Genomic DNA, 21,733 nt, shown 5'->3' on the forward strand with positions numbered 1-21,733 from the left:
ATAGCAAAAACGGCCCGCCGTGGTGGTGGGCCGTTTTTGTGGTGTGAAGTTGTTGGGTCGGCGGTAACTTACTCTCCCACCCCCTCCCGGGGGCAGTACCATCAGCGCGGGCGGGCTTAGCTTCCGGGTTCGGAATGGGTCCGGGCGTTTCCCCGCCGCCATCAACCACCGACACACTTTGTGGGGTCACAATATGGTGTTGTTGTGGTGTGTCAGATACTGCATAGTGGACGCGTGCACCCCTTTTGTTGTGGGGGTTTTTGTGTGTATTGGTGTATTAGTACCAGTCACCTCCGACAGTTGCCTGTCTTCCAGATCTGGCCTATCAACCCCATCGTCTGTGGGGAACCTCGAGCGAAACCTCATCTTAAAACAGGCTTCCCGCTTAGATGCTTTCAGCGGTTATCCCTCCCGTACGTAGCCAACCAGCCATGCTCCTGGCGGAACAACTGGCACACCAGAGGTACGTCCGTCCCGGTCCTCTCGTACTAGGGACAGCCTTTTTCAAGTTTCTGCGCGCGCGGCGGATAGAGACCGAACTGTCTCACGACGTTCTGAACCCAGCTCGCGTGCCGCTTTAATGGGCGAACAGCCCAACCCTTGGGACCTACTCCAGCCCCAGGATGCGACGAGCCGACATCGAGGTGCCAAACCATCCCGTCGATATGGACTCTTGGGGAAGATCAGCCTGTTATCCCCGGGGTACCTTTTATCCGTTGAGCGACACCACTTCCACACGTTGGTGCCGGATCACTAGTCCCGACTTTCGTCCCTGCTCGACATGTTCGTCTCACAGTCAAGCTCCCTTGTGCACTTACACTCTAAAGACCTGATTGCCAACCAGGCTGAGGGAACCTTTGGGCGCCTCCGTTACTCTTTGGGAGGCAACCGCCCCAGTTAAACTACCCACCAGGCACTGTCCCCAACCCAGATCATGGGCCAAGGTTGAGGCCTCCACAACGGTCAGAGTGGTATTTCAACAACGACTCCACCACCACTAGCGTGACGGTTTCACAGTCTCCCACCTATCCTACACAAACCGCAGCGAAGACCAATACCAAGCTATAGTGAAGGTCCCGGGGTCTTTTCGTCCTGCCGCGCGAAACGAGCATCTTTACTCGTACTGCAATTTCACCGGGCCTGTGGTTGAGACAGCAGGGGAGTCGTTACGCCATTCGTGCAGGTCGGAACTTACCCGACAAGGAATTTCGCTACCTTAGGATGGTTATAGTTACCACCGCCGTTTACTGGGGCTTAAATTCTCCGCTTCGGGGCATACACCCCTAACAGGTCCTCTTAACCTTCCAGCACCGGGCAGGCGTCAGTCCGTATACATCAACATCACGTCTTCGCACGGACCTGTGTTTTTGATAAACAGTCGCTCCCCTCTATTCTCTGCGACCACCACCAGCAACCACCCGCACAGGGCAGCAACCAGCAGTGGTCCCCCTTCTCCCGAAGTTACGGGGGTAATTTGCCGAGTTCCTTAACCACAGTTCACCCGACCGCCTTAGTATTCTCTACCTGACTACCTGTGTCGGTTTCGGGTACGGGCCGTATATAGACTCGCTAGAGGCTTTTCTCGACAGTCCAGGATCACTTACTTCACCCCCAACGGGGCTACGCATCACGCCTCACACATAGTGATCGCATGCATTTCACACACAATCGTGCCACACGCTTACACCACAATCCACTAAGCGGCTAAGCTACCTCACTGCGTCACCCCATCACTGTGCTACAACGATTCAGGCCCCACACCACACCACCGACAACCCCCACCAAAGATGGGGGCATAAGACAGTGATGCGGCACGGTTAGTATCACCGCGTCACACTTGGGCGCCTACACACGGGTACGGGAATATCAACCCGTTGACCATCGACTACGCCTGTCGGCCTCGCCTTAGGACCCGACTCACCCTGGGAAGACGAACTTGACCCAGGAACCCTTAGTCATCCGGCGGATAAGATTCTCACTTACCACTCGTTACTCATGCCTGCATTCTCACTCGCACACAGTCCACAACCCCTCACGGTACTGCTTCACCCCATGCACGACGCTCCCCTACCCATAGAACACTATGCCGCGGCTTCGGCGGTGTACTTGAGCCCCACTACATTGTCGGCGCGGAACCACTCGACCAGTGAGCTATTACGCACTCTTTCAAGGATGGCTGCTTCTAAGCCAACCTCCTGGCTGTCTTCGCGATCCCACATCCTTTTCCACTTAGTACACCCTTAGGGGCCTTAACCGGCGATCTGGGCTGTTTCCCTCTCGACTATGAAGCTTATCCCCCACAGTCTCACTGCTATAGACCACTTCACCGGCATTCGGAGTTTGGCTGACATTGCTAAGATGATAGTCCCGCTCAACCAACCAGTAGCTCTACCTCCGGCAAGCTGCTATAACGCTGCACCTAAATGCATTTCGGGGAGAACCAGCTATCACGGAGTTTGATTGGCCTTTCACCCCTACCCACAACTCATCCCCTCAGTTTTCAACCTAAGTGGGTTCGCGCCTCCACAACCTCTTACAGCTGCTTCACACTGGCCATGGGTAGATCACCCCGCTTCGGGTCCAGGACATGCCACTACACCACCCTCTTCGGATTCGCTTTCGCTACGACTACCCCACACAACGGGTTAACCTCGCGACATGCCGCTGACTCGCAGGCTCATTCTTCAAAAGGCACGCCATCACACACACGAGGTGCTCTGACGGATTGACAGCGCACGGTTTCAGGAACTATTTCACTCCCCTCCCGGGGTACTTTTCACCATTCCCTCACGGTACTATCCACTATCGGTCACACTGAGTATTTAGGCTTACCGGGTGGTCCCGGCAGATTCACAACAGATTCCACGAGCCCGCTGCTACTCGGGACACAACACACGAAGCAGCATCACGCGTTCACGTACAGGGGCTCTCACCCACTACGGCGCACCATCCCAAGTGACTTCCGCTCACGCAACACCACCACGCCCAAGGTCAGCAGCCCCCAGACAGTCATATCCCACAACCCCACACACGCAACCCCTGCCAGGTATCACACGCACATGGTTTAGCCTCATCCACGTTCGCTCGCCGCTACTAGCAGAATCATTATTATTTTCTTCTCCTACGGGTACTGAGATGTTTCACTTCCCCGCGTCACCCCCACACAAGCTATGAATTCACCTGCGGGTCACACCACACAACTGGTGCCAGGTTTCCCCATTCGGACATCCTCGGATCAACGCTCAATCGGCAACTCCCCGAGGCTTAACGCAGCCCTCCACGTCCTTCATCGGCTCAGCATGCCAAGGCATCCACCGTACGCCTTAAAAAACACACAAAAAACACAAGAATAAAGATGCTCGCGTCCACTATACAGTTCTCACACACCACACCCACCCCCACACACGAGGGAAGGCTCACACAGAAACAACACCACGTGCTGCCCCAGACACCCAACAGCATGCCAACGCCCTCACAACCAAGTCCTGCATGCACGCAACCAACCATCAGCCACACACCACAACCACAACCCCCACACTAAAACAGGGGGGTGATGCGCATCCACCTGGAATTTTTTTCAAAAAAGGTGGCAGCAACACACACGGCCACTCAACCACCACACACCCACCAACCCACAGGGCCAGCAGATGACACAAAAAACAAACTCCTTAGAAAGGAGGTGATCCAGCCGCACCTTCCGGTACGGCTACCTTGTTACGACTTCGTCCCAATCGCCGATCCCACCTTCGACAGCTCCCTAACACGTTTAGGCCACTGGCTTCGGGTGTTACCAACTTTCATGACGTGACGGGCGGTGTGTACAAGGCCCGGGAACGTATTCACCGCAGCATTGCTGATCTGCGATTACTAGCGACTCCGACTTCATGGGGTCGAGTTGCAGACCCCAATCCGAACTACGACCGGCTTTCAGCGATTAGCCCCACCTCACAGTGTCGCACACGCGCTGTACCGGCCATTGTAGCATGTGTGAAGCCCTGGACATAAGGGGCATGATGATTTGACGTCATCCCCACCTTCCTCCGAGTTAACCCCGGCAGTCTCTCATGAGTCCCCACCATCACGTGCTGGCAACATAAGACAAGGGTTGCGCTCGTTGCGGGACTTAACCCAACATCTCACGACACGAGCTGACGACAACCATGCACCACCTGTACACCAGCCACAAGGGAAACCACATCTCTGCGGCGATCCAGTGTATGTCAAGCCCAGGTAAGGTTCTTCGCGTTGCATCGAATTAATCCACATGCTCCGCCGCTTGTGCGGGCCCCCGTCAATTCCTTTGAGTTTTAGCCTTGCGGCCGTACTCCCCAGGCGGGGCGCTTAATGCGTTAGCTACGGCACAAACCCCGTGGAAGGGACTCACACCTAGCGCCCACCGTTTACGGCATGGACTACCAGGGTATCTAATCCTGTTCGCTACCCATGCTTTCGCTCCTCAGCGTCAGTTACTGCCCAGAGACCTGCCTTCGCCATCGGTGTTCCTCCTGATATCTGCGCATTTCACCGCTACACCAGGAATTCCAGTCTCCCCTACAGCACTCAAGTTATGCCCGTATCGCCTGCAGTCCCACAGTTAAGCCATGGACTTACACAAACGACGCGACAAACCACCTACGAGCTCTTTACGCCCAGTAATTCCGGACAACGCTCGCACCCTACGTATTACCGCGGCTGCTGGCACGTAGTTAGCCGGTGCTTCTTCTCCAGGTACCGTCACATACGCTTCGTCCCTAGCGAAAGGAGTTTACAACCCGAAGGCCGTCATCCCCCACGCGGCGTCGCTGCATCAGGCTTGCGCCCATTGTGCAATATTCCCCACTGCTGCCTCCCGTAGGAGTCTGGGCCGTATCTCAGTCCCAATGTGGCCGTACACCCTCTCAGGCCGGCTACCCGTCGACGCCTTGGTAGGCCATTACCCCACCAACAAGCTGATAGGCCGCGAGCTCATCCCATACCGCAAAAGCTTTCCACCACCCCATCCAAAAAGTGGTCATATCCGGTATTAGACCCAGTTTCCCAAGCTTATCCCGAAGTACAGGGCAGATCACCCACGTGTTACTCACCCGTTCGCCACTCGAGTACCACAGCAAGCTGTGGCCTTTCCGTTCGACTTGCATGTGTTAAGCACGCCGCCAGCGTTCATCCTGAGCCAGGATCAAACTCTCCACAAAAACATTTCGTCAAGAAACATCAGGCCGTGAAAAGCCCAACCCCAACCAAAAACCAACCCCACAACAACAACAACAACATCACAGGGAAGGCCAAACAATCTTTCCATTCACGCAGCCAACAATCAACCACGCACCACAACCACACACAAGTGCAGCCACAAGCAGCATCGCCATCAAAAGTTCACGACACCACCACCAGCACACACCACAACCCACACACAAAGCATGAGCACGCAGCCACAGCACGCAACCAACAATCAACCACGCACACACAAAACAAAAAAGTACATTGGCACACTATCGAGTTCTCACACAACACACGCACACCAGCACACAAGCCACAACACGGGCCCACACACCAGCAGCTTCCAGCGATCGTTTTCCTACCCGCCACACACCCACAACCAGTGAGCGGGGCGCTGTCGGTCTCGCTGACTCAGATAAACCTACACACCCCACCACACCAACACAAATCCCCAGCACACACGGGGTAAACGCGCGGTTAAACGCGCCTTACGTCTGCACCGAGCTCGACGAGGCTCTCGACGAAGTTCGGGTAGCCGCGGTCGATGTGGCTGACGTCGTGGACACAGGTGACGCCGTCTGCGACAAGCCCGGCGAGGACGAGCCCCGCCCCGGCGCGGATGTCGGAGGCCCACACGTCCGTAGACGAGAGGGTTTCTACCCCGCGGAGGACGACGTGGTGCCCATCCACGTTCGCGTCCGCTCCGAGGCGGAGCATCTCATCGACGAAGCGGAAGCGCGCTTCGAAGACGTTCTCCGTGATCACGGACACGCCGTCGGCAATTGCGGCGATGCCGATCGCCATCGGCTGGAGGTCCGTGGGAAAACCAGGGAACGGCAGGGTTTGGTAGTCCACCGCCTTCGGCCGCTGGCGCTGGCGGATGCGGAATCCGCTGTCATAGGTCTCTACCTCTGCCCCTGCTGTCTTGAGCTTGGAGAGCGCCAGATGGAGGTGGCGCGGGGCGATCCCCCCGACGGTGATATCCCCCTGCGTCATTGCGGCCGCGTAGGCCCACGTTCCCGCAACGATGCGGTCCCCAACGACGACGTGCTGCGTCGGGGAGAGCTTCTCTACCCCATCGATGGTGATGGTGGACGTGCCAGCCCCGGCAATTCTGGCCCCCATGGAGTTGAGCATGTCGCAGAGATCAACGATCTCGGGTTCACGGGCCGCGTTGTCGAGGACCGTGCGTCCACTGGCGAGAACGGCCGCGGTGACGATGTTTTCGGTCGCGCCGACGGAGGGGAAATCGAGTGAGATCTTTGCACCGGTGAGCTGCTGCGCCCTCGCCACCACGGCCCCGTGCTCGATGTGGGTCGTCGCGCCGAGCTTCTCCAGACCGGATTGGTGCATGTCAAGGGGCCTGGAGCCGATCGCGTCACCGCCGGGGAGCGCTACGTAGGCCTCCTTGCATCGCGCAACGAGGGGGCCGAGCACGGCGACGGACGCGCGGAACTGGCGCACCGCGTCGAAGTCGGCGTGGGGGGAGACCTCGGCTGGCGTGGTAATGGTGACAACAGTGCCATCGACCCGCACGTCGCATCCGAGACCGACGAGCACGTCTCGCATGAGCGGGACGTCGAGAATCTCGGGGCAGTTGTACAGCGTTGTCGTCCCCTCCGCAAGCAGGGCTGCAGCCATGAGTTTGAGCACGCTGTTCTTGGCGCCGTCGACACGCACAACGCCGGAGAGCTGCGTGCCCCCGTGGACTAAAAAGCGTTCCTTCACACACCTCACAGTACTGAAAACCCGCGAGGGCCCCGCTAAGGCAGGGCACCGATGCGGCGCGCGGCATTGACTGCCTCGTAGCGCGTGTGCGCGCCGAGCTTGCGCATCACGCTGCGCAAATACGACTTCACGGTCTCGGCACCGATGCCCATCTCCTCTGCGGCCTCGACGTTGGTGTGCCCGAGCGCGACGCAGGAGAGCACGTCGATCTCACGGGCAGAGAGCTTCGTCGTGTGCATCGCCCGCACCGGCGTGACCATCTGGTCGCACAACGCCTCAAGCTCGCGGCGCAGTTCGTCGTTTTCGATCCTATTTGTGAGCATGCGCAGCTTCGAATGCGCGGAGCGGACCTGCTCCCATTCCGCCCCATTCATCACCCTTCCGGCCTTGGAAGAACCCCTGCCCCCTTCCGCCTGGCGCAGCGCCGCCCCCACCGCCAGGTCCTGTTCGAGCGAACGGGCCGTCATGGTGACTTCCTCGATAACCTTGTCTCCGAGGCGGACCGGGGAATGCACGCCGACGTAGAGCACGCCTCGGATCTCCCGCTGCACAATGACGGGGACGGCGACAATGGAGTGGAGGCCCTCATCCTGGATCTGCCGGTCGTACTCGTGGGAGATCACACTGGCGCGCGTGTAGTCCGAGATACCGACGGCGCGCCGTGTCGCGACCACCCTACCGCCAATGCCTGCGCCGGGCTCGATGATGAGATTTTGCAACGCAGGCGTGCGCAGGCCGATCCACTGGGTGATCTGGAGGCGGTTGTCTGTCAGCAGCGTGCCGAACATTGCTACGGGGATGCCGGTGGATGTCTTCAGCGCGGTCAATGCCGCGCGGATAGCGTCATCTTCGTCCCTCAAACGTTGCGCGTCCATGGCCTATCCTTACACACGTCTCCCCTCCCCTGAGCCACCCCTATGGGTGTCCCCATTAGGGGGAGGGATCCTGTACCTATCAGATGCTAAACCCTCTCCAGCATACCCCGAGACCGGGGGTAGCCCAATTTCCCCACTCACCCCCGCTTCGACGCACAGGACCGGCATACCGGGCAGTTCGGCAAATAAAGACTACTTAGTCTGTTTTGGGTGTGTATGCTGATGGGTGTCGGACGCAGTGGGCCCAGTCAGGCGCGCGGACGTCCCGTATGAACCGAACGAACACCACCATCAGGGGGTAAGAACCCCCCTAAGGAGAACTCATGGCAAAAATCGCTAGTAACGTCCTCGACCTCATCGGAGGCACCCCGCTCGTCGAGCTCCAGCGCGTATCCAAGGACACTGGGGCCCGTGTCCTTGCGAAGCTCGAGTTCTACAACCCGGCAAACTCCGTGAAGGACCGCATCGGCAAGGCCATCGTCGAGGCCGCCGAGGAGTCCGGCGAGCTCAAGCCGGGCGGCACCATCGTCGAGGCCACCTCCGGCAACACCGGCATCGCGCTCGCGCTGGCCGGCGCGGCCAAGGGCTACAAGGTCATCCTCACCATGCCCGAGACGATGTCGACCGAGCGCCGCGTCGTCCTGCGCGCCCTCGGCGCCCAGATCGAGCTCACCCCCGGCGCCGCCGGGATGAAGGGCGCCGTGGAGAAGGCGAACGAAATCGTAGCCAACACCCAAAACGCCATCCTGGCCCGCCAGTTCGAAAACGCCGCCAACCCGCGCATCCACTACAACACCACGGGCCCCGAGCTCTGGGATGACACCGACGGCGAAATCGACATCCTCGTCGCCGGCGTGGGCACCGGCGGCACCATCTCCGGCGCCGGCAAGTACCTCAAGGAGCACAAGCCCGAGGTCAAGCTCGTCGCCGTCGAGCCCGCCGCCTCCCCGCTGCTGTCTAAGGGCGAGGCCGGCCCGCACAAGCTGCAGGGCCTCGGCGCGAACTTCGTGCCCGGCACGCTCGATCGCGAGCTTCTCGACGAAATCATCACCGTGACCAACGAAGACGCCTTCGCCGCCTCCCGCGAGCTCGCCCGCGCTGAAGGCATCCTCGGCGGCATCTCCACCGGCGCGAACATCACCGCGGCCCTCGAGGTCGCATCGCGGCCCGAAAACGCCGGAAAGACGATCGTCTTCATCGTCCCCGACTTCGGCGAGCGCTACATCTCGACCCCGCTGTTCGAGGACATCCGCGACTAGCCCACAGGTGAGAAGACCTCAGAGGTCTCGCTGACGTGAGAGCGGCCCCCACATCGCGGGGGCCGCTCGTTGTCGTTGGGGCTTGCTGAGGCGTCGCCAAGCGGCGTGAATCTAAACCACGCAGCGGCCCGTGGCGTGTGCTGCGTCACTGATATGCTCGGTCACCATGATGAAAGTCCTGCGGACGATCAAAGAAGACCTCGACAACGCGCGCGTACACGACCCGGCGGCCCGCGGAGACCTCGAAAACGCCATCGTGTACTCAGGCCTCCACGCGATCTGGATTCATCGCGCCTGCCACGCGATGTGGACGAGGGGGCACAGGGCCCCGGCGCGCATCCTCGCCCAGTTCAATCGGTTCCTCACCGGCATCGAGATCCACCCCGGCGCGACGATCGGGCGGCGCTTCTTTATCGACCACGGCATGGGCATCGTCATCGGGGAGACCGCCGAGATCGGCGACAACGTCATGCTCTACCACGGCGTGACGCTCGGCGGGCAGGTCCTCACCCAAACGAAACGCCACCCCACCATCGAAGACAACGTCGTCATCGGGGCCGGGGCGAAGATCTTAGGCCCCATCACGATCGGTGAGGGCTCCGCGATCGGCGCGAACGCTGTGGTCACCAAATCGGTTCCGCCGCATTCCATCGCTACCGGCGTGCCCGCTAAACACCGCAAGCGGATGAGCGACGAGAAGCGGCACCTCGTCGACCCGGATAACTACATCGACCCGGGCAGCTACGTCATCTAGCTCCGGGAGACTAGCCCACCACGAGGTCGCTGTATTCGGGGTTCTTCTGCACGAATCCCGCCACGGCAGAGCACGTCGGGATGATCCGCTTCCCGGCCCTGCGTGTGTCGTCCAACGCGTAGCGGATAAGCGGCGCCGAGAGCCCGCGCCCGCGGAATTCCGGGAGCACCACGGTGTGGTTGAAGTCGCGCACCTGCCCTGCGCGCTCGTCGAAGTTGGCGAACCCGGCCAATGCGCCGTCGAGAAGAATCTCGTACCTGCCGGCCTCTGGGTTGACGCGGACCAGCGTGTCGGGCTGGGGTTGAGTCACGGGGGACTGCCTTTCTGCGCCCGATTGCCGGGCCTTTCGAGGATTTCGCCCCACAATAGCAAACCCCCCTGCCGAAACAGGGGGGGTGCTCATGAGTGTGGCCAGAGCCAGGATCGAACTGGCGACCCCACACTTTTCAGGCGTGTGCTCTACCGACTGAGCTATCTGGCCAGAACGGGGGCTCTCACAATGGAGACCGTTCCGCGACCCTGACGGGACTTGAACCCGCGACCTCCGCCGTGACAGGGCGGCGCGCTAACCAACTGCGCCACAGGGCCAGGTGTGAAGCTATCTCTCACCTTGCAGCTTAGGCGAGGTTGTGCACCGCGCTAAGCACGAGAAGTCACTTTACACAGCGCCCTCTCACAGTGACAAATCGCCAGTTAAAAGGCCTTATCGCGGCGCACCGGCGTGCCACCCAGCCCCGCATACCCAGCCCCGCATACAGAAAGACGGTCAAGGCACTCCCCGAGGGAAACCTTGACCGCCGAATGACTTCTGCGACCCTGACGGGACTTGAACCCGCGACCTCCGCCGTGACAGGGCGGCGCGCTAACCAACTGCGCCACAGGGCCAATGCGCAGCAAAAAGGATCTGCGCACGGTTTCGGGACGTTGACCCGAGTACCCCCAACGGGATTCGAACCCGTGTTGCCGCCGTGAAAGGGCGGAGTCCTAGGCCGCTAGACGATGGGGGCAAGCTAGCTAAAAACATCTCGCTCTTAGGCAGCCTGTCCATCATAAACCGGCCCACAAAGGTGGAACAAACCTGCAGGCCATGTAGAGTTTTCTCTATGACGAGCGAACACCCGGCGGCGGAGCAATCCGGCGCTGCACGCCCCGCATCCCCCGAATTCCCCGGCTCCCACGGCTACAGCCACGACAAGGCCCGCTACGCCGCGCGCATGCGGCGCATCGAGGGCCAGGTGCGCGGAATTTCGCGGATGATCGAGGACGACAAGTATTGCATCGACATCCTCACCCAGATCTCCGCGGCGACCTCCGCGCTCGAAAACGTCGGGCTCGCGCTTCTCGACGAACACCTGGCGCACTGCGTCGCCGGAGCAGCAGGGGCCTCCCCGGACGCCGTCGACGCTAGGGTGGAAGAGGCAATGCAGGCAATCAAGAGGATGGTGAAAAGCTGATGCCCACAGCGAAAATCTACGCGGACGCTGAGCTCTCCCCCACCAAGGACGACATCGCGGCGACGTACTCGACGATAGAGAGCCTCAAGGGCACCTACCGGGTGGTAGATCCCGAGGGGTCCGTCGGTGTGGAGATCTACGTCGGGGAGGATCGCGACGGCGGGTCGACCCAGCTCGGCCTGTCCTACCGCGAGGCGAGCGACGCTCTTGACGACGCCCTCACGCCCATGTCCCACTCCGTCCTCGGCGAGCGCTCGGTGGCCTACCTCACCTCCGACCCCGTCGCGGTGCGAGAGCTCATCTCGGTCATCGTGCGCGGGGAGCCCGGCGCCGATTTCTCCGAGGGCGAGCCGATTTTCGCCGTGCGGGGCACTGGAGAAAACGCATCCGCCACCGTCGGCGGCGTCGATATCCTCGAGCACAACTCGGTGACCTCCATCGGTACCGTCGAAATCGACGGCGAGGAGAAAAAGTTCCAGCTCCGCATCCAGAAGAAGATCGTCGGCCAGCAACAGGCGGCCGAGGGCGAGCTCGCGCTCGTCCGGGAGGAAGGCAACCTCACCCTCGTGCGCTTGGAGCTGTGGAGCTAGCGGTGGGCCCTGTGGGGCTCGAACCCACGACCTGCGGATTAAAAGTCCGTAGCTCTACCAACTGAGCTAAAGGCCCGCTGCGTCCATGCTAGCGGGTCACCTCTCGCGACCTGAAATTGGGCCAATTGGACTCGTCCTCGCCCGCCGTGGACAATGGGGAGCACTATGACCGTGGTCCTGCCTTCTCCCCCTTCCCCGGCGCCCTCCGTGCTGCGCATCGGGGGATTTGAGCTTTCATCGCCCGTCATCCTCGCCCCCATGGCGGGGGTGACCAACATGCCGTTTCGCGTATTGTGCCGTGAGATCGAGCGCGAGCTCACCGGAACCACCTCGGGCCTCTACGTCTGCGAGATGATCACCGCGCGCGCCCTCGTCGCGCGCAACCCGAAGACCCTGCACATGACCACGTTCGCCGACGTCGAGTCGCCCCGCTCGATGCAGCTCTACACCGTGGACCCGAAGTTCACCTACGAGGCCGTGCGGATGATCGTGGAGGAAGACATCGCCGACCACATCGACATGAACTTCGGTTGCCCTGTGCCGAAGGTGACCCGCAAGGGCGGCGGTTGCGCAATCCCGTACAAGCGCCGCCTGTATGCCGATATCGTGGGCGCGGCGGTGCGCGCGGCGGAGGGATCCGGCATCCCCGTGACCGTGAAGTTCCGCATCGGTATCGACGAGGAGCACCACACGCACCTCGACGCTGGCCGCATCGCGGCGGAGCAGGGCGCCGCGGCGGTGGCGTTGCACGCGCGCACGGGCGACCAGCGCTACTCGGGTCAGGCGCATTGGGATGAGATTGCCAGGCTCGTCGAGCACATGGACGGCACCGGCGTGCCCGTGATCGGCAACGGCGACATCTTCGCCGCCGAGGACGCCTCCGCCATGCTGGAGCGCACGGGCTGCCACGGCGTCGAGGTCGGCCGCGGGTGCCTGGGGCGGCCGTGGTTATTCGCCCAGCTCGGCGCGCAGCTACGCGGCGAGGACGTGCCCCCGGAGCCGACCTTGGGCGAGGTCGCGCGGATCATCTACCGCCACGCTGAGCTCCTTTCGCTTCACGACGGCGAGGAGCACGCCTGCCGGGACATCCGCAAGCACACCGGCTGGTACCTCAAGGGCTTTCCCGTCGGCGGCGAGTTCCGCGCGCAGCTCGCCCAGGTCGGATCGCTCTCCCAGCTCGCCGAGCTGCTCTCCACGATCGCGGATTCGACCTCGCTGGCGGATCACGCCGATGACGCGCGGGGCCGCCGAGGCTCGCGCTCCCGCGTCGCGCTTCCCGAAGGCTGGCTCGACGACCCGGAAGACGCCACCGTCCCGGAGGGCGCCGAGATAGACAACAACGGTGGATAATGTGCCTTGAGCGCTCCACTGCTTGTAGGGTGTGCCTATGAGGACGATGTACCGCGAGCACCTAGACGCGTTCTCCCGCGATCTCGTCGAGATGTGCGCCGGCGTGCGCGAGCTCATGGAGTGCGCGTGCTCGGCGCTGCTCACGCAGAACCTTGACGACGCCGAGCGGGCCCTGTCCTACTCGGACGGCCTCGATGAGATCAGGCAGCGCTGCGAGGAGCGCAGCATGCAGCTCCTCGCACTCGAGAGCCCCGTCGCATCCGACCTGAGGCAGGTCGTCTCCTCCATCTACATCGTCGAAGATTTCGAGCGCATGGGCGCGCTGGCCACCCACATCGCTCGCCTCGCCCGGCTACGCCACCCGTCCGCCGTCGTGCCGGAGGAGATGGGGGTGCTCGTCGAGGAGCTGGTCCGGCTCTCCCGCGAGTTGGGCGAGAAGACCATGGATCTGGTCACGAACCCGGACCCGGACGTTGCGGTGGCGCTTCGCGATGATGACGACGAAGTCGACACCATGAGCAACTACATCCTCAACGTGATCACGAATGAGAAGTGGACGCACTCGGCCCGGGAGGCCGTCGACCTCGCTCTGCTCTGCCGCTACTTCGAGCGCTTTTCCGACCACTGTGTCAACGTCGCCGCCCGCACCGTCTTCCTCATCACGGGCATGAAGCCCGATGCCTACCTGGAGCACCGCCGCTCGGCGGATGGGATCGACATGGACGAGCGCTTCGCCAGCATTGCCAAGCGCTTCGACCGCACGTAACCCCGCTGCCTCAAGCACAGCCCCGGGCGTCCCCGCCGCTGAAGGGTGGGGACGCCCGGGGCGTGCTGTGCTGTGCCGTCCTTAGCCGAAGCGGCCAGCGATGTAGTCTTCGGTTTCCTTGCGCTCAGGGTTTTCGAAGATGGTCGTGGTGTCGTTGAACTCGATGAGCTGGCCCGGCTTGCCGGTCGCCTCGAGGGAGAAGAACGCGGTCTTGTCGGACACGCGCGCCGCCTGCTGCATGTTGTGGGTGACGATGACGATCGTGTACTCATTCTTAAGCTCGTGGATGAGGTCCTCGACGGCGAGCGTGGAGATCGGGTCGAGGGCGGAGCACGGCTCGTCCATGAGCAGCACCTCGGGGCGCACCGCGATGGCGCGGGCGATGCACAGGCGCTGCTGCTGGCCGCCCGAGAGGCCGCCACCCGGCTTGTCCAGGCGGTCCTTCACCTCGTCCCACAGGTTGGCTCCGCGCAGGGACTCCTCGGCGACTTCCTTGAGCTTCTTGCGGTCGCGCTCGCCGGAGAGCTTCAGGCCGGCGACGACGTTATCCTCGATGGACATCGTCGGGAACGGGTTAGCCTTCTGGAACACCATGCCGACGGTGTTGCGCACGGAGACCGGGTCGACGTTCTTGCCGTAGATGTTGTTGCCATCGAGAAGGATCTCGCCCTTGACGGACGCGCCGGGGATGACCTCGTGCATGCGGTTGAGGGTGCGCAGCACGGTCGACTTGCCGCAGCCGGACGGGCCGATGAATGCGGTGACCGCCTGTGCGGGGATGTTCATGTTGACGTTCTGGACGGCGTGGAAGTCGCCGTAGTAGATATTGACGTCGTTGAGTTCGAGCTTAGACATCAGTTTCCTCCTGGAAATGTGTGGTTTTAGGCGACTGTTACTTCTTCACCGAGAACTTCGATGCGATGAAGCGCGCGATGAGGTTCAGGGAGACGACCATGATGACGAGCGTGAACGCTGCGCCCCAGAGGCGGTCGTTGGCGGGGCCGCTGGCACCGGACTTCCACATGTCCAGCATGAACAGCGGGAGCGAGGACTGCGGCTGGTTGAACATCCCGAGCCAGTTGGTGGCGGGGGTGGAACCCACGAGGATCAGGACCGGGGCGGACTCGCCCATGACGCGGGCGACGGCGAGCATGACGCCGGTGACGATGCCGGAGAGAGCGGTGGGCAGGACGATGCGGGCGATCGTCTTCCACTTGGGCACGCCGAGCGCGTAGGAGGCCTCGCGCAGGTCCATCGGGACGACGCGCAGCATCTCTTCGGTGTTGCGCACCACGATCGGCACCATGAGCAGGATCAGGGAGAGCGCCACCGCGAAGCCAGAGCGCTGCTGGCCGAGGATGGTCACCCACAGGGCGTAGATGAACAGCGAGGCGACGATGGAGGGCACGCCCGAGAGGATGTCCACCATGAACGTGGTGAGCTTGCCCAAGCGGTTGCCGTTGGAGTACTCCACGAGGTAGATGGCGGTGAAGATACCGATCGGGATGGAGAACAGGGACGCCACGAGGGTCTGCATGATCGTTCCCGCGATCGCGTGGAGGGCTCCGCCTCCCTCGCTGCGGGTGCGCACGCCGAGCATGTCCGTGGTCCACCAGTCAAGGTTGAAGACCATGCCCGCGCCGCGCGAGATCACGGTGAAGAGCAGCCACGCGAGCGGGATGAGCGCGAGGATCATGCATGCCCACATGAGCAGGCCCATGATCGTGTTGGTGGTCTTGCGGCTGCCGGAAATTTCAGCGAACGGGGTGGAGCGCTGGGGCTGCGCGTCCGCCGCTTGGGTGGTCGGCTGCGCCGCGCGGGTAGAGCCATTGCTTGGTACTGCGGTACTCATTGTGGTCTCTGCCTCCTACTTACTTGTTGACGATCGCGCGAGCGATCGAGTTGACGACGAAGGTCAGGACGAACAACACCAGGCCCGCGGCGATGTAGGCGCCGGCGCTCGTGGGGTTGTTGAACTCGGCAGACGCGTTGGCGATGTGGGTGGCGAAGGTCGACCCGCCGTCGAAAAGCGATGCCCTGAAGATGGGCGACGGGGAGACGACCATGTAGAGCGCCATGGTCTCACCGAGCGCGCGGCCGAGGCCGAGCATGGAGCCGGCGATGTAGCCGGACATGCCGAAGGGGATGACCGTCATGCGGATGACTTCCCAGCGCGTCGCGCCGAGCGCCAGAGCGGACTCGATCTGGCCGGGGGGCGTTTGCACGAAGACCTCGCGGGCGGTCGCCGCGATAACGGGAAGGATCATGATCGCCAACACGATGCCACCGGTGAGCATGTTGCGGCCGGTCGCGAACGACGGAGAGTTCGGGTACTGGGCGAAGAGGAAGAAGCCGCCCGCCCAGGAGTGGAGCCACTCGTAGAACTTGCCGAGGAAGGGGCCGAGCACCTGCGCGCCCCAGAGGCCGTAGACGATCGACGGCACCGCGGCGAGCATGTCCACCAGGGTTCCGAGCGGGCGAACGAGCTTCTTCGGCGCGTAGTTGGACAAGAAAAGCGCGATGCCCAGCGCGATCGGCATGGCGATGATGAGCGCGATGATCGAGATGGTTACCGTGGAGAAGAAGAGGTTGGGGATACCGAACTTCATCGCGTCCAGGTTGGCGGTTTGCCACTGGCCGGTGTAGGTGAAAAAACCCCACACGCCGCCCTCGTTACGCATGAGCGGCGGGAGGGCCTGCAGGAGCAGGAAGAGGCCAATCGCGGCGATGATCACGGTGATCAGCGTGGCGGAGGCGGTGGAGAGCAGTTGGAAGACGCGGTCGCCCGGGCGGATCACGCCGGCGCCGCTTACGGCCTGCCCTCCCACCGGGGCCCCGTTGCCCTTGACAACGGGGGTTCCGGTGGACGAGGGCATGACCGGAACCGAGGATTCGGTGGCGCTGTGGCGGCCACCGCGATCGGTCTCAGGCAGTTCATTGTCAGCCATGTTCACGAATCCTTTAACTAAAGTACCGATGGGAAAGAGAGACTTTCCCTATAACACCTCATGGCCATCGAAAACACATGTCGCGTTAACCATGCCCATACATGGATGTGCCCCCCACTCGGCACACACCGTTCGGGGGGCGGGCAATCCCCGGCAGGGATTGGCGGAGCTGTTAGCTGATCGCGTTGACAGCGGCGCGCAGGCGCTCAGCGTGAGCACCGGAGACCGGGATGAAGCCCTCGGCGGAGAGCTCCTCATCCTGGGAGTCGAGGGCGACGTTGAGGAAGTCCTTGACCATGTCGCGGGTCTTCTCGTCGTAGCCGGCGGAGCAGACGATCTCGTAGGTGGTGAGGATCAGCGGGTAGGCGTCAGCATCCTTGGTGGCGAACAGCTTCTTGGAGTCGACGACCATGTTGTGGCCCTCGGTCTTGAACTCCATGGTGTCGAGCGCCTTGCCGACGGTCTCCTCGTTGAGCTCAACCGCACCGGCACCGAAGTCGATGTTGGCCTTCTTCTCAGCGAAGCCGGCCTCGACGTAGGTGATGGCGCCCGGGGTGGACTTGACCTGCTCGGCGACACCGGTGGAGCCGTTGGCACCGGCGCCCACGGCCTGCGGGAACGCCTTGCCGGAGCCCTCCCACTTGCCGTCGGAGGCGGCAGCGAGGAACTTCTGGAAGTTGTCGGAGGTACCGGACTCGTCGGAGCGGTAGATCACGGAGATGTTCTCGTCCGGCAGGGTGGCGCCCGGGTTGGACTCGGCGATGGCCGGGTCGTTCCACTTGGTGATGGTGCCGTTGAAGATGTTCACGATGTTGTCAACGGTGAGGTTGAGCTTGTCAACACCGTCGAGGTTGTACGCGACGGCGACCGGGCCGACAACCATCGGCAGGTGCCACGCCTCGTTGCCGCCACAGCGGTCGGCGGCCGGCTGGATCTCCTCGTCCTTCAGGGCGGAGTCGGAACCGGCGAAAGCGGCCTGGTTGCCGATGAAGTTCTTCACACCCGCGCCGGAACCGGTGGGGTTGTACGCAAGGTTTGCGCCCGGAACTTCCTCGGCGTAGCGGGAGGCGAAGTAGTCCATGGCGTTCTGCTGCGAGGTAGCACCCTCAGCAACGAGCTGGCCGGTGGTGCCGGTGAGCTCAGCACCGGAAGCCGACTTTGCCTCGGTCTTGGTCTCAGCGGCGGTGGAGTCCTTGCCCCCGGCGGGAGCGTCCTCGGCGGAGTTTCCGCAGGCCACGAGGGATGCGGAGGTTGCGGCGACGACGCCGATGATGGTTGCGGTGCGCTTGAAGTTGCGAATCACGGGATACCTTTCCGGTGTGAATTCCATTGAAGAGTTCGAGCATCGGATCCGGGATGGAGACTGAAACCAGTCGAACCTCACGATTCGGACAGACCTCATCCGATTACTCACATCACGCTAAGCTACGGGCATTTGGTTAACCCTCGGTACCCCAAACGGTGAACATTGGGTTAACATTTAACTTTTTTCACATAATGCCAGCTAGTCGACCTATTGCGAGTAAACAACATGGCGCTGGGCTGTGAGGAAGCCGAGATCCTCGTACCTCTGCACCGCCGGGCCGTTATCCGACTCGACGTAGAGCTCAACCCGCTCGCTGCCCTGCTCGACGAGGTAATTTAGCCCAATGCGCATGAGCGGATCGCCCAGGCCGCGGCCCCGGTAGTCGCTGCCCAACCCGACGACGTAGACCTCGCCGGTGCCGTCCGGGTGGCGCTTGGTCCAGTGAAACCCGGCGAGCTTTTCTCCCTCGTAGAGCAGCCGCACCCCGGCTGGATCGAACCACGAGGCCTCCATGGCGCGGTGGAGGCGCTCGAGATCCCACCCGCCTTGCTCGGGGTGCCAGGAAAAGGCCTCGTTATTGGCCTGGAGCCAGGCATCCTCTACGGCCTCGCGCCCGGACGCGTCGACCGCGTCCCGATAGCTCGTCTCGCGAAAGCCCTCGGGGATGTCCACCTCGGACGCGCGTTCCAGGTCGGCCCCGGTGATCTCCATCACGAGCAGCTCGCGCACGACACGCAGCCCAAGGCGCTCCCCCAGCGCCTTCGCGCCGTCGAGGTTGCCGTGCGCCCACAGCCCTGCCTTCGGGTTCTCCGCGCGCACCCGCTCGGCGAGCGCCCGGCCGATGCCGCGGCGGCGCCAGGCGGGGTCGACCACGAGCTCGGCACTGCCGTCCGGGGCGAGCGCGGCCAGCCCCACGGGCTGGCCGTCCGACTCGGCGAGGAGGTGGGTGTGCTTAAGTCGGGCGTCGCCAAGCGCTGCGAGAAACTGCTCGGAGAAGGCGTCCACGCCGTCCGTCTCGCTCGCGGCCCGCAGCAGCTCGCGGACGCTGTCGCCGGGGAGGGACACGGGGTGAATATCGATCGTGCTATCCATGCAACCAGGCTACGGTATTAATAGAGGAATGAGATTGGGTGTTCGCTCCCGGCTGACGCCGCGTGCCGCATGCGCACTGGTCGTGGCGCTTCTCGCGGCGCTGTGCGCCGACACCATCGCCGCAGCGCGGGTGGAGCGCTCGCTCTCCCTCGCCGCGGCCGCCCACAGCGGACTGGAGACCCCGCCCGACGCCTACGTCGCCGGGTTCCCCTTCTCCCAGGTGGCGCTGACCTCTAAGGTGCCCCGCATCACCGTCTCCGCCCTCGACGTCGACGTCGCAGGCCTCGGCACCGTCAACATCACCGCCGAGGCCTTCGACGTCCGCGTTCCCGCCGAGCGCGCGTTCGCCGCCGATTTCGCCGGCGCGAAGGCCACCATGGTGCGCCGCCGCGTGCGGCTCGACGGCGTCGCCTTTGGCGAGCTATTGGGGATGACCGACCTCGACATCTCCCACCCTTACGACATCTCGCCGACGGGCGGGACCGCCAGCGAGGCGCAGCTCACCGGCACGGTGCCAGGCACCTCTGAGCCCAGCGCCGTCGTGGTCACCCTGCGCCTCGAAAACGGGCGCTTCCTCATGCGGCCCAGCGTAATCATAAGCGCCCCGCCCGGAGCGACGGACGCCATCCTCGCCGCCTACACCCTCGAGCGCGACACCAGCGAGCTACCGCTCGGGGGCCCAGCGGACTTGGTGCAGCTCTCCGGCGGCTCGATTGAGTTCTCCCATCAAGAGCTCAATGTCGCACTGAGTGATACCGCGCTCGCGCCCCTGGGCGGCACGTGAGTCGGCGGCGGGTACCCTTGGAGGCCATGAGCGATAGCACCGACGCCCCACTGAGCGGCAGCGAGGCCGTGGACCGCGCCGCCGAGCGCGCCAAGTCGACCGCGCACCGCAACATCCCGCCGCTGAGCTTCGAGGGCTTCCCCCTTCCCGAGGACACCGCAAACCTGCGCGAGGGGCCCTCGCTTCACGACGGCCTCTTGGCGCTCCTCCCCCTCGTTGGCGTGTGGGCTGGCACGGGCCAGGCCGACGACCACGGCGAGCAGTACGCCTTCGGCCAGCAGCTGGTGGTCTCCCACGACGGCGAGAACTACCTGCGCTTCGAGTCGCGCCTGTGGCGGCTCGGGCCCGACGGCGAGGCGGCAGGACCCGACCAGCGCGAGGTCGGCTTCTGGCGGATTTCCCCCAGAGACGAGATCGAGGTCACGCTGACGAACTCCCGCGGCCTCGTTGAGATCCTCTACGGCGAGCCCGTCAACGAGCGCGCCTGGCAGGTCACCTCCGCGTCCACCATCGTCACCGCGACAGGCCCCGCAGAACACGGCCCCGGCAAGCGGCTCTACGGGCTCATGCCGAACAACAACCTGGGCTGGGTCGATGAGCGCGCCGTCGACGGCGAGCTCGTGCCCTACATGTCCGCGGAGCTCACCCGCATCGCCGGCTAGCCCAGCCCCAGCGCTGCGCCGATGAGGGCGCGGATCTCCTCCTCGTTGCCCGGCGCCCCAAGCTCGGCCCCGTCGAGCTGCGTCACCCTCACCCCGAGGCGCACCGAGCTGACCAGCCACACCGACTCAGCCGCGAGCAGGTCGGCAACGGTGAGCTCCCTCGCCTTGCAGCGCCAGCCACGCTCGGATGCGGCAGCGAACAGCGCCTGCTGGGTCGTGCCCGTGAGCACCCCCGGGCCCGCGGGCGGGGTGCGCAGCTTCCTGCCCGCCTTCACCGCGACAACGCTCGCGGTCGTCGCCTCGAGCACGTGCCCTGTGGCCGGGTCGTAATAGATTACGTCGTCAAGGCCGCGGCCACGCGCCCACCTCTGAGCCGCCATCGAGGCGGCGTAATTGAGCGACTTCGCCCCGACCGCGAGCCACGGCACCTCCTGTCCCTGCCCGCCGATGGTGTAGCCGCGCGGGGCGGTGGCCACCTTGACTCCCTCGGCGCGTTGGCGCAGCACCTGCGGGTCGATCTCGCGCACGGTGAGCCACGCCGTGGGAACCCCTGTGCTCTCTCGCCCGCGCGTCATCGTCCACACGCACTTCGCCTGCTCAGGGGCGCCGCCATCGCTGCTGTCGCGCTCCCGGCAGAAATCCGCCACCGCTTCGCATGTCGCGTGCGCCCAGTGCTCAGCGCCGGGCTCGGGCAGGTCGAGGGCGGCCGCCGAGCGGCGGAAGCGCTCGATGTGCTTTTCCAGGTTCACCGCCTCGCCGCGGTGGATGAGGATGGATTCGAAAATCCCGTCTCCGCGGGTGACGGCGGCGTCGTCCCAAAACACGTGCGGGGTGTTCGGGCTCTGGCGCCGGATCGATCCGCCGAAGGGCTCGACGAGGTAGATGACCGGCTGCGGGGCGAGGTGGGAGGATTCCATAGTAGAGCCCATTATGCCCCTATGATGGGAC

The 21,733-nt window shown here is 63.2% G+C and carries 17 protein-coding genes, 5 tRNA genes and 3 rRNA genes; 8 read left to right on the forward strand and 17 right to left on the reverse strand.

What is annotated here, in order from left to right; all coding sequences use genetic code 11:
• Positions 1 to 55 precede the first annotated feature (55 nt).
• The 5 genes from rrf to ramA all read right to left on the reverse strand — a co-directional run bounded on the left by rrf (position 56) and on the right by ramA (position 7,820).
• A 5S ribosomal RNA gene (gene rrf, locus C3E79_RS08995) occupies positions 56 to 173 on the reverse strand.
• Positions 174 to 258: 85 nt separating this feature from the next.
• Positions 259 to 3,338: ribosomal RNA gene (locus C3E79_RS09000) — 23S ribosomal RNA — on the reverse strand.
• A gap of 334 nt (positions 3,339 to 3,672) precedes the next feature.
• A 16S ribosomal RNA gene (locus C3E79_RS09005) occupies positions 3,673 to 5,192 on the reverse strand.
• Together the 16S, 23S and 5S rRNA genes form the textbook arrangement of a ribosomal RNA operon.
• Positions 5,193 to 5,694: 502 nt before the next feature.
• Positions 5,695 to 6,945, reverse strand: a complete 1,251-nt coding sequence (gene murA, locus C3E79_RS09010; protein ID WP_108404607.1) for a UDP-N-acetylglucosamine 1-carboxyvinyltransferase — start codon at positions 6,943 to 6,945, stop codon at positions 5,695 to 5,697.
• Positions 6,946 to 6,980: 35 nt separating this feature from the next.
• Positions 6,981 to 7,820 carry an acetate metabolism transcriptional regulator RamA gene (ramA, locus tag C3E79_RS09015; RefSeq protein WP_108404608.1) on the reverse strand — a complete coding sequence of 280 codons (840 nt, stop codon included), beginning with the start codon at positions 7,818 to 7,820 and terminating at the stop codon, positions 6,981 to 6,983.
• Positions 7,821 to 8,143: 323 nt separating this feature from the next.
• On the opposite strand from ramA, the gene cysK reads away from it, so the two are divergent.
• Both cysK and epsC read left to right on the forward strand, forming a co-directional pair.
• Positions 8,144 to 9,079 (forward strand): cysteine synthase A, encoded by a 936-nt coding sequence (cysK, locus tag C3E79_RS09020; protein ID WP_108404609.1) that lies wholly within the window; start codon positions 8,144 to 8,146, stop codon positions 9,077 to 9,079.
• Between the two features lie 166 nt (positions 9,080 to 9,245).
• Positions 9,246 to 9,833 carry a serine O-acetyltransferase EpsC gene (gene epsC / locus C3E79_RS09025; protein ID WP_179948273.1) on the forward strand — a complete coding sequence of 196 codons (588 nt, stop codon included), beginning with the start codon at positions 9,246 to 9,248 and terminating at the stop codon, positions 9,831 to 9,833.
• A gap of 10 nt (positions 9,834 to 9,843) precedes the next feature.
• On the opposite strand, the gene C3E79_RS09030 is transcribed toward epsC, so the two are convergent.
• The 5 genes from C3E79_RS09030 to C3E79_RS09050 all read right to left on the reverse strand — a co-directional run bounded on the left by C3E79_RS09030 (position 9,844) and on the right by C3E79_RS09050 (position 10,840).
• A complete protein-coding gene (locus tag C3E79_RS09030) occupies positions 9,844 to 10,143 on the reverse strand; it encodes a GNAT family N-acetyltransferase (protein ID WP_235840612.1) in 300 nt (99 codons plus the stop codon).
• A 98-nt stretch (positions 10,144 to 10,241) separates the two neighbouring features.
• Positions 10,242 to 10,314: transfer RNA gene (locus tag C3E79_RS09035), tRNA-Phe, on the reverse strand.
• Between the two features lie 33 nt (positions 10,315 to 10,347).
• A tRNA-Asp gene (locus C3E79_RS09040) sits at positions 10,348 to 10,421 on the reverse strand.
• 223 nt (positions 10,422 to 10,644) lie between these two features.
• Positions 10,645 to 10,718: transfer RNA gene (locus tag C3E79_RS09045), tRNA-Asp, on the reverse strand.
• A gap of 49 nt (positions 10,719 to 10,767) precedes the next feature.
• Positions 10,768 to 10,840 (reverse strand) — tRNA-Glu (locus C3E79_RS09050).
• Positions 10,841 to 10,936: 96 nt separating this feature from the next.
• Between C3E79_RS09050 and C3E79_RS09055 the strand changes: the two genes are divergently transcribed.
• Entirely contained in the window at positions 10,937 to 11,287 is a 351-nt protein-coding gene (locus C3E79_RS09055) for a metal-sensitive transcriptional regulator (RefSeq protein ID WP_108404611.1), read from the forward strand.
• Positions 11,287 to 11,877, forward strand: a complete 591-nt coding sequence (locus C3E79_RS09060; protein ID WP_108404612.1) for a CG0192 family protein — start codon at positions 11,287 to 11,289, stop codon at positions 11,875 to 11,877. The genes C3E79_RS09055 and C3E79_RS09060 overlap by 1 nt, the downstream gene beginning before the upstream one ends.
• A gap of 3 nt (positions 11,878 to 11,880) precedes the next feature.
• Here C3E79_RS09060 and C3E79_RS09065 read toward each other — a convergent pair.
• Positions 11,881 to 11,953: transfer RNA gene (locus C3E79_RS09065), tRNA-Lys, on the reverse strand.
• An 89-nt stretch (positions 11,954 to 12,042) separates the two neighbouring features.
• Between C3E79_RS09065 and dusB the strand changes: the two genes are divergently transcribed.
• Positions 12,043 to 13,227, forward strand: a complete 1,185-nt coding sequence (dusB, locus tag C3E79_RS09070) for a tRNA dihydrouridine synthase DusB (RefSeq protein ID WP_108404613.1) — start codon at positions 12,043 to 12,045, stop codon at positions 13,225 to 13,227.
• A gap of 37 nt (positions 13,228 to 13,264) precedes the next feature.
• Positions 13,265 to 13,993: a phosphate signaling complex protein PhoU gene (gene phoU, locus C3E79_RS09075; protein WP_108404614.1), complete on the forward strand. Its 729-nt coding sequence runs from the start codon at positions 13,265 to 13,267 to the stop codon at positions 13,991 to 13,993.
• Between the two features lie 81 nt (positions 13,994 to 14,074).
• On the opposite strand, the gene pstB is transcribed toward phoU, so the two are convergent.
• The 5 genes from pstB to mshD form a co-directional block, all read right to left on the reverse strand.
• On the reverse strand, positions 14,075 to 14,848 hold the full coding sequence (gene pstB / locus C3E79_RS09080) for a phosphate ABC transporter ATP-binding protein PstB (protein WP_108404615.1): 774 nt from the start codon (positions 14,846 to 14,848) through the stop codon (positions 14,075 to 14,077).
• A 37-nt stretch (positions 14,849 to 14,885) separates the two neighbouring features.
• Positions 14,886 to 15,845, reverse strand: a complete 960-nt coding sequence (gene pstA, locus C3E79_RS09085) for a phosphate ABC transporter permease PstA (protein WP_179948274.1) — start codon at positions 15,843 to 15,845, stop codon at positions 14,886 to 14,888.
• Positions 15,846 to 15,864: 19 nt separating this feature from the next.
• On the reverse strand, positions 15,865 to 16,941 hold the full coding sequence (gene pstC, locus C3E79_RS09090; RefSeq protein ID WP_179948275.1) for a phosphate ABC transporter permease subunit PstC: 1,077 nt from the start codon (positions 16,939 to 16,941) through the stop codon (positions 15,865 to 15,867).
• Between the two features lie 172 nt (positions 16,942 to 17,113).
• Positions 17,114 to 18,271, reverse strand: a complete 1,158-nt coding sequence (gene pstS / locus C3E79_RS09095) for a phosphate ABC transporter substrate-binding protein PstS (RefSeq protein WP_179948276.1) — start codon at positions 18,269 to 18,271, stop codon at positions 17,114 to 17,116.
• A gap of 183 nt (positions 18,272 to 18,454) precedes the next feature.
• Positions 18,455 to 19,339 carry a mycothiol synthase gene (gene mshD, locus C3E79_RS09100; protein WP_108404617.1) on the reverse strand — a complete coding sequence of 295 codons (885 nt, stop codon included), beginning with the start codon at positions 19,337 to 19,339 and terminating at the stop codon, positions 18,455 to 18,457.
• A 28-nt stretch (positions 19,340 to 19,367) separates the two neighbouring features.
• Here mshD and C3E79_RS09105 point away from each other — a divergent pair, with 28 nt between their 5' ends.
• Both C3E79_RS09105 and C3E79_RS09110 read left to right on the forward strand, forming a co-directional pair.
• Positions 19,368 to 20,123 carry an LmeA family phospholipid-binding protein gene (locus C3E79_RS09105; protein ID WP_108404618.1) on the forward strand — a complete coding sequence of 252 codons (756 nt, stop codon included), beginning with the start codon at positions 19,368 to 19,370 and terminating at the stop codon, positions 20,121 to 20,123.
• A gap of 26 nt (positions 20,124 to 20,149) precedes the next feature.
• Positions 20,150 to 20,785 (forward strand): heme-binding beta-barrel domain-containing protein, encoded by a 636-nt coding sequence (locus tag C3E79_RS09110; RefSeq protein WP_108404619.1) that lies wholly within the window; start codon positions 20,150 to 20,152, stop codon positions 20,783 to 20,785.
• Here C3E79_RS09110 and C3E79_RS09115 read toward each other — a convergent pair.
• On the reverse strand, positions 20,782 to 21,714 hold the full coding sequence (locus C3E79_RS09115; RefSeq protein ID WP_235840613.1) for an aminodeoxychorismate lyase: 933 nt from the start codon (positions 21,712 to 21,714) through the stop codon (positions 20,782 to 20,784). The two genes, C3E79_RS09110 and C3E79_RS09115, sit on opposite strands and share 4 nt — an antisense overlap.
• Positions 21,715 to 21,733: the final 19 nt, after the last annotated feature.

Source organism: Corynebacterium liangguodongii, assembly GCF_003070865.1.
Lineage (GTDB): Bacteria > Actinomycetota > Actinomycetes > Mycobacteriales > Mycobacteriaceae > Corynebacterium > Corynebacterium liangguodongii.

Coding starts and splice junctions, on each gene's coding strand:
- ramA (WP_108404608.1), bottom strand. CDS start 7,820: ATGGACGCGCAACGTTTGAGGGACGAAGATGACGCTATCCGCGCGGCA.
- cysK (WP_108404609.1), top strand. CDS start 8,144: ATGGCAAAAATCGCTAGTAACGTCCTCGACCTCATCGGAGGCACCCCG.
- epsC (WP_179948273.1), top strand. CDS start 9,246: ATGATGAAAGTCCTGCGGACGATCAAAGAAGACCTCGACAACGCGCGC.
- C3E79_RS09055 (WP_108404611.1), top strand. CDS start 10,937: ATGACGAGCGAACACCCGGCGGCGGAGCAATCCGGCGCTGCACGCCCC.
- C3E79_RS09060 (WP_108404612.1), top strand. CDS start 11,287: ATGCCCACAGCGAAAATCTACGCGGACGCTGAGCTCTCCCCCACCAAG.
- dusB (WP_108404613.1), top strand. CDS start 12,043: ATGACCGTGGTCCTGCCTTCTCCCCCTTCCCCGGCGCCCTCCGTGCTG.
- phoU (WP_108404614.1), top strand. CDS start 13,265: ATGAGGACGATGTACCGCGAGCACCTAGACGCGTTCTCCCGCGATCTC.
- pstB (WP_108404615.1), bottom strand. CDS start 14,848: ATGTCTAAGCTCGAACTCAACGACGTCAATATCTACTACGGCGACTTC.
- pstA (WP_179948274.1), bottom strand. CDS start 15,845: ATGAGTACCGCAGTACCAAGCAATGGCTCTACCCGCGCGGCGCAGCCG.
- pstC (WP_179948275.1), bottom strand. CDS start 16,941: ATGGCTGACAATGAACTGCCTGAGACCGATCGCGGTGGCCGCCACAGC.
- pstS (WP_179948276.1), bottom strand. CDS start 18,271: ATGGAATTCACACCGGAAAGGTATCCCGTGATTCGCAACTTCAAGCGC.
- mshD (WP_108404617.1), bottom strand. CDS start 19,339: ATGGATAGCACGATCGATATTCACCCCGTGTCCCTCCCCGGCGACAGC.
- C3E79_RS09105 (WP_108404618.1), top strand. CDS start 19,368: ATGAGATTGGGTGTTCGCTCCCGGCTGACGCCGCGTGCCGCATGCGCA.
- C3E79_RS09110 (WP_108404619.1), top strand. CDS start 20,150: ATGAGCGATAGCACCGACGCCCCACTGAGCGGCAGCGAGGCCGTGGAC.
- C3E79_RS09115 (WP_235840613.1), bottom strand. CDS start 21,714: ATGGGCTCTACTATGGAATCCTCCCACCTCGCCCCGCAGCCGGTCATC.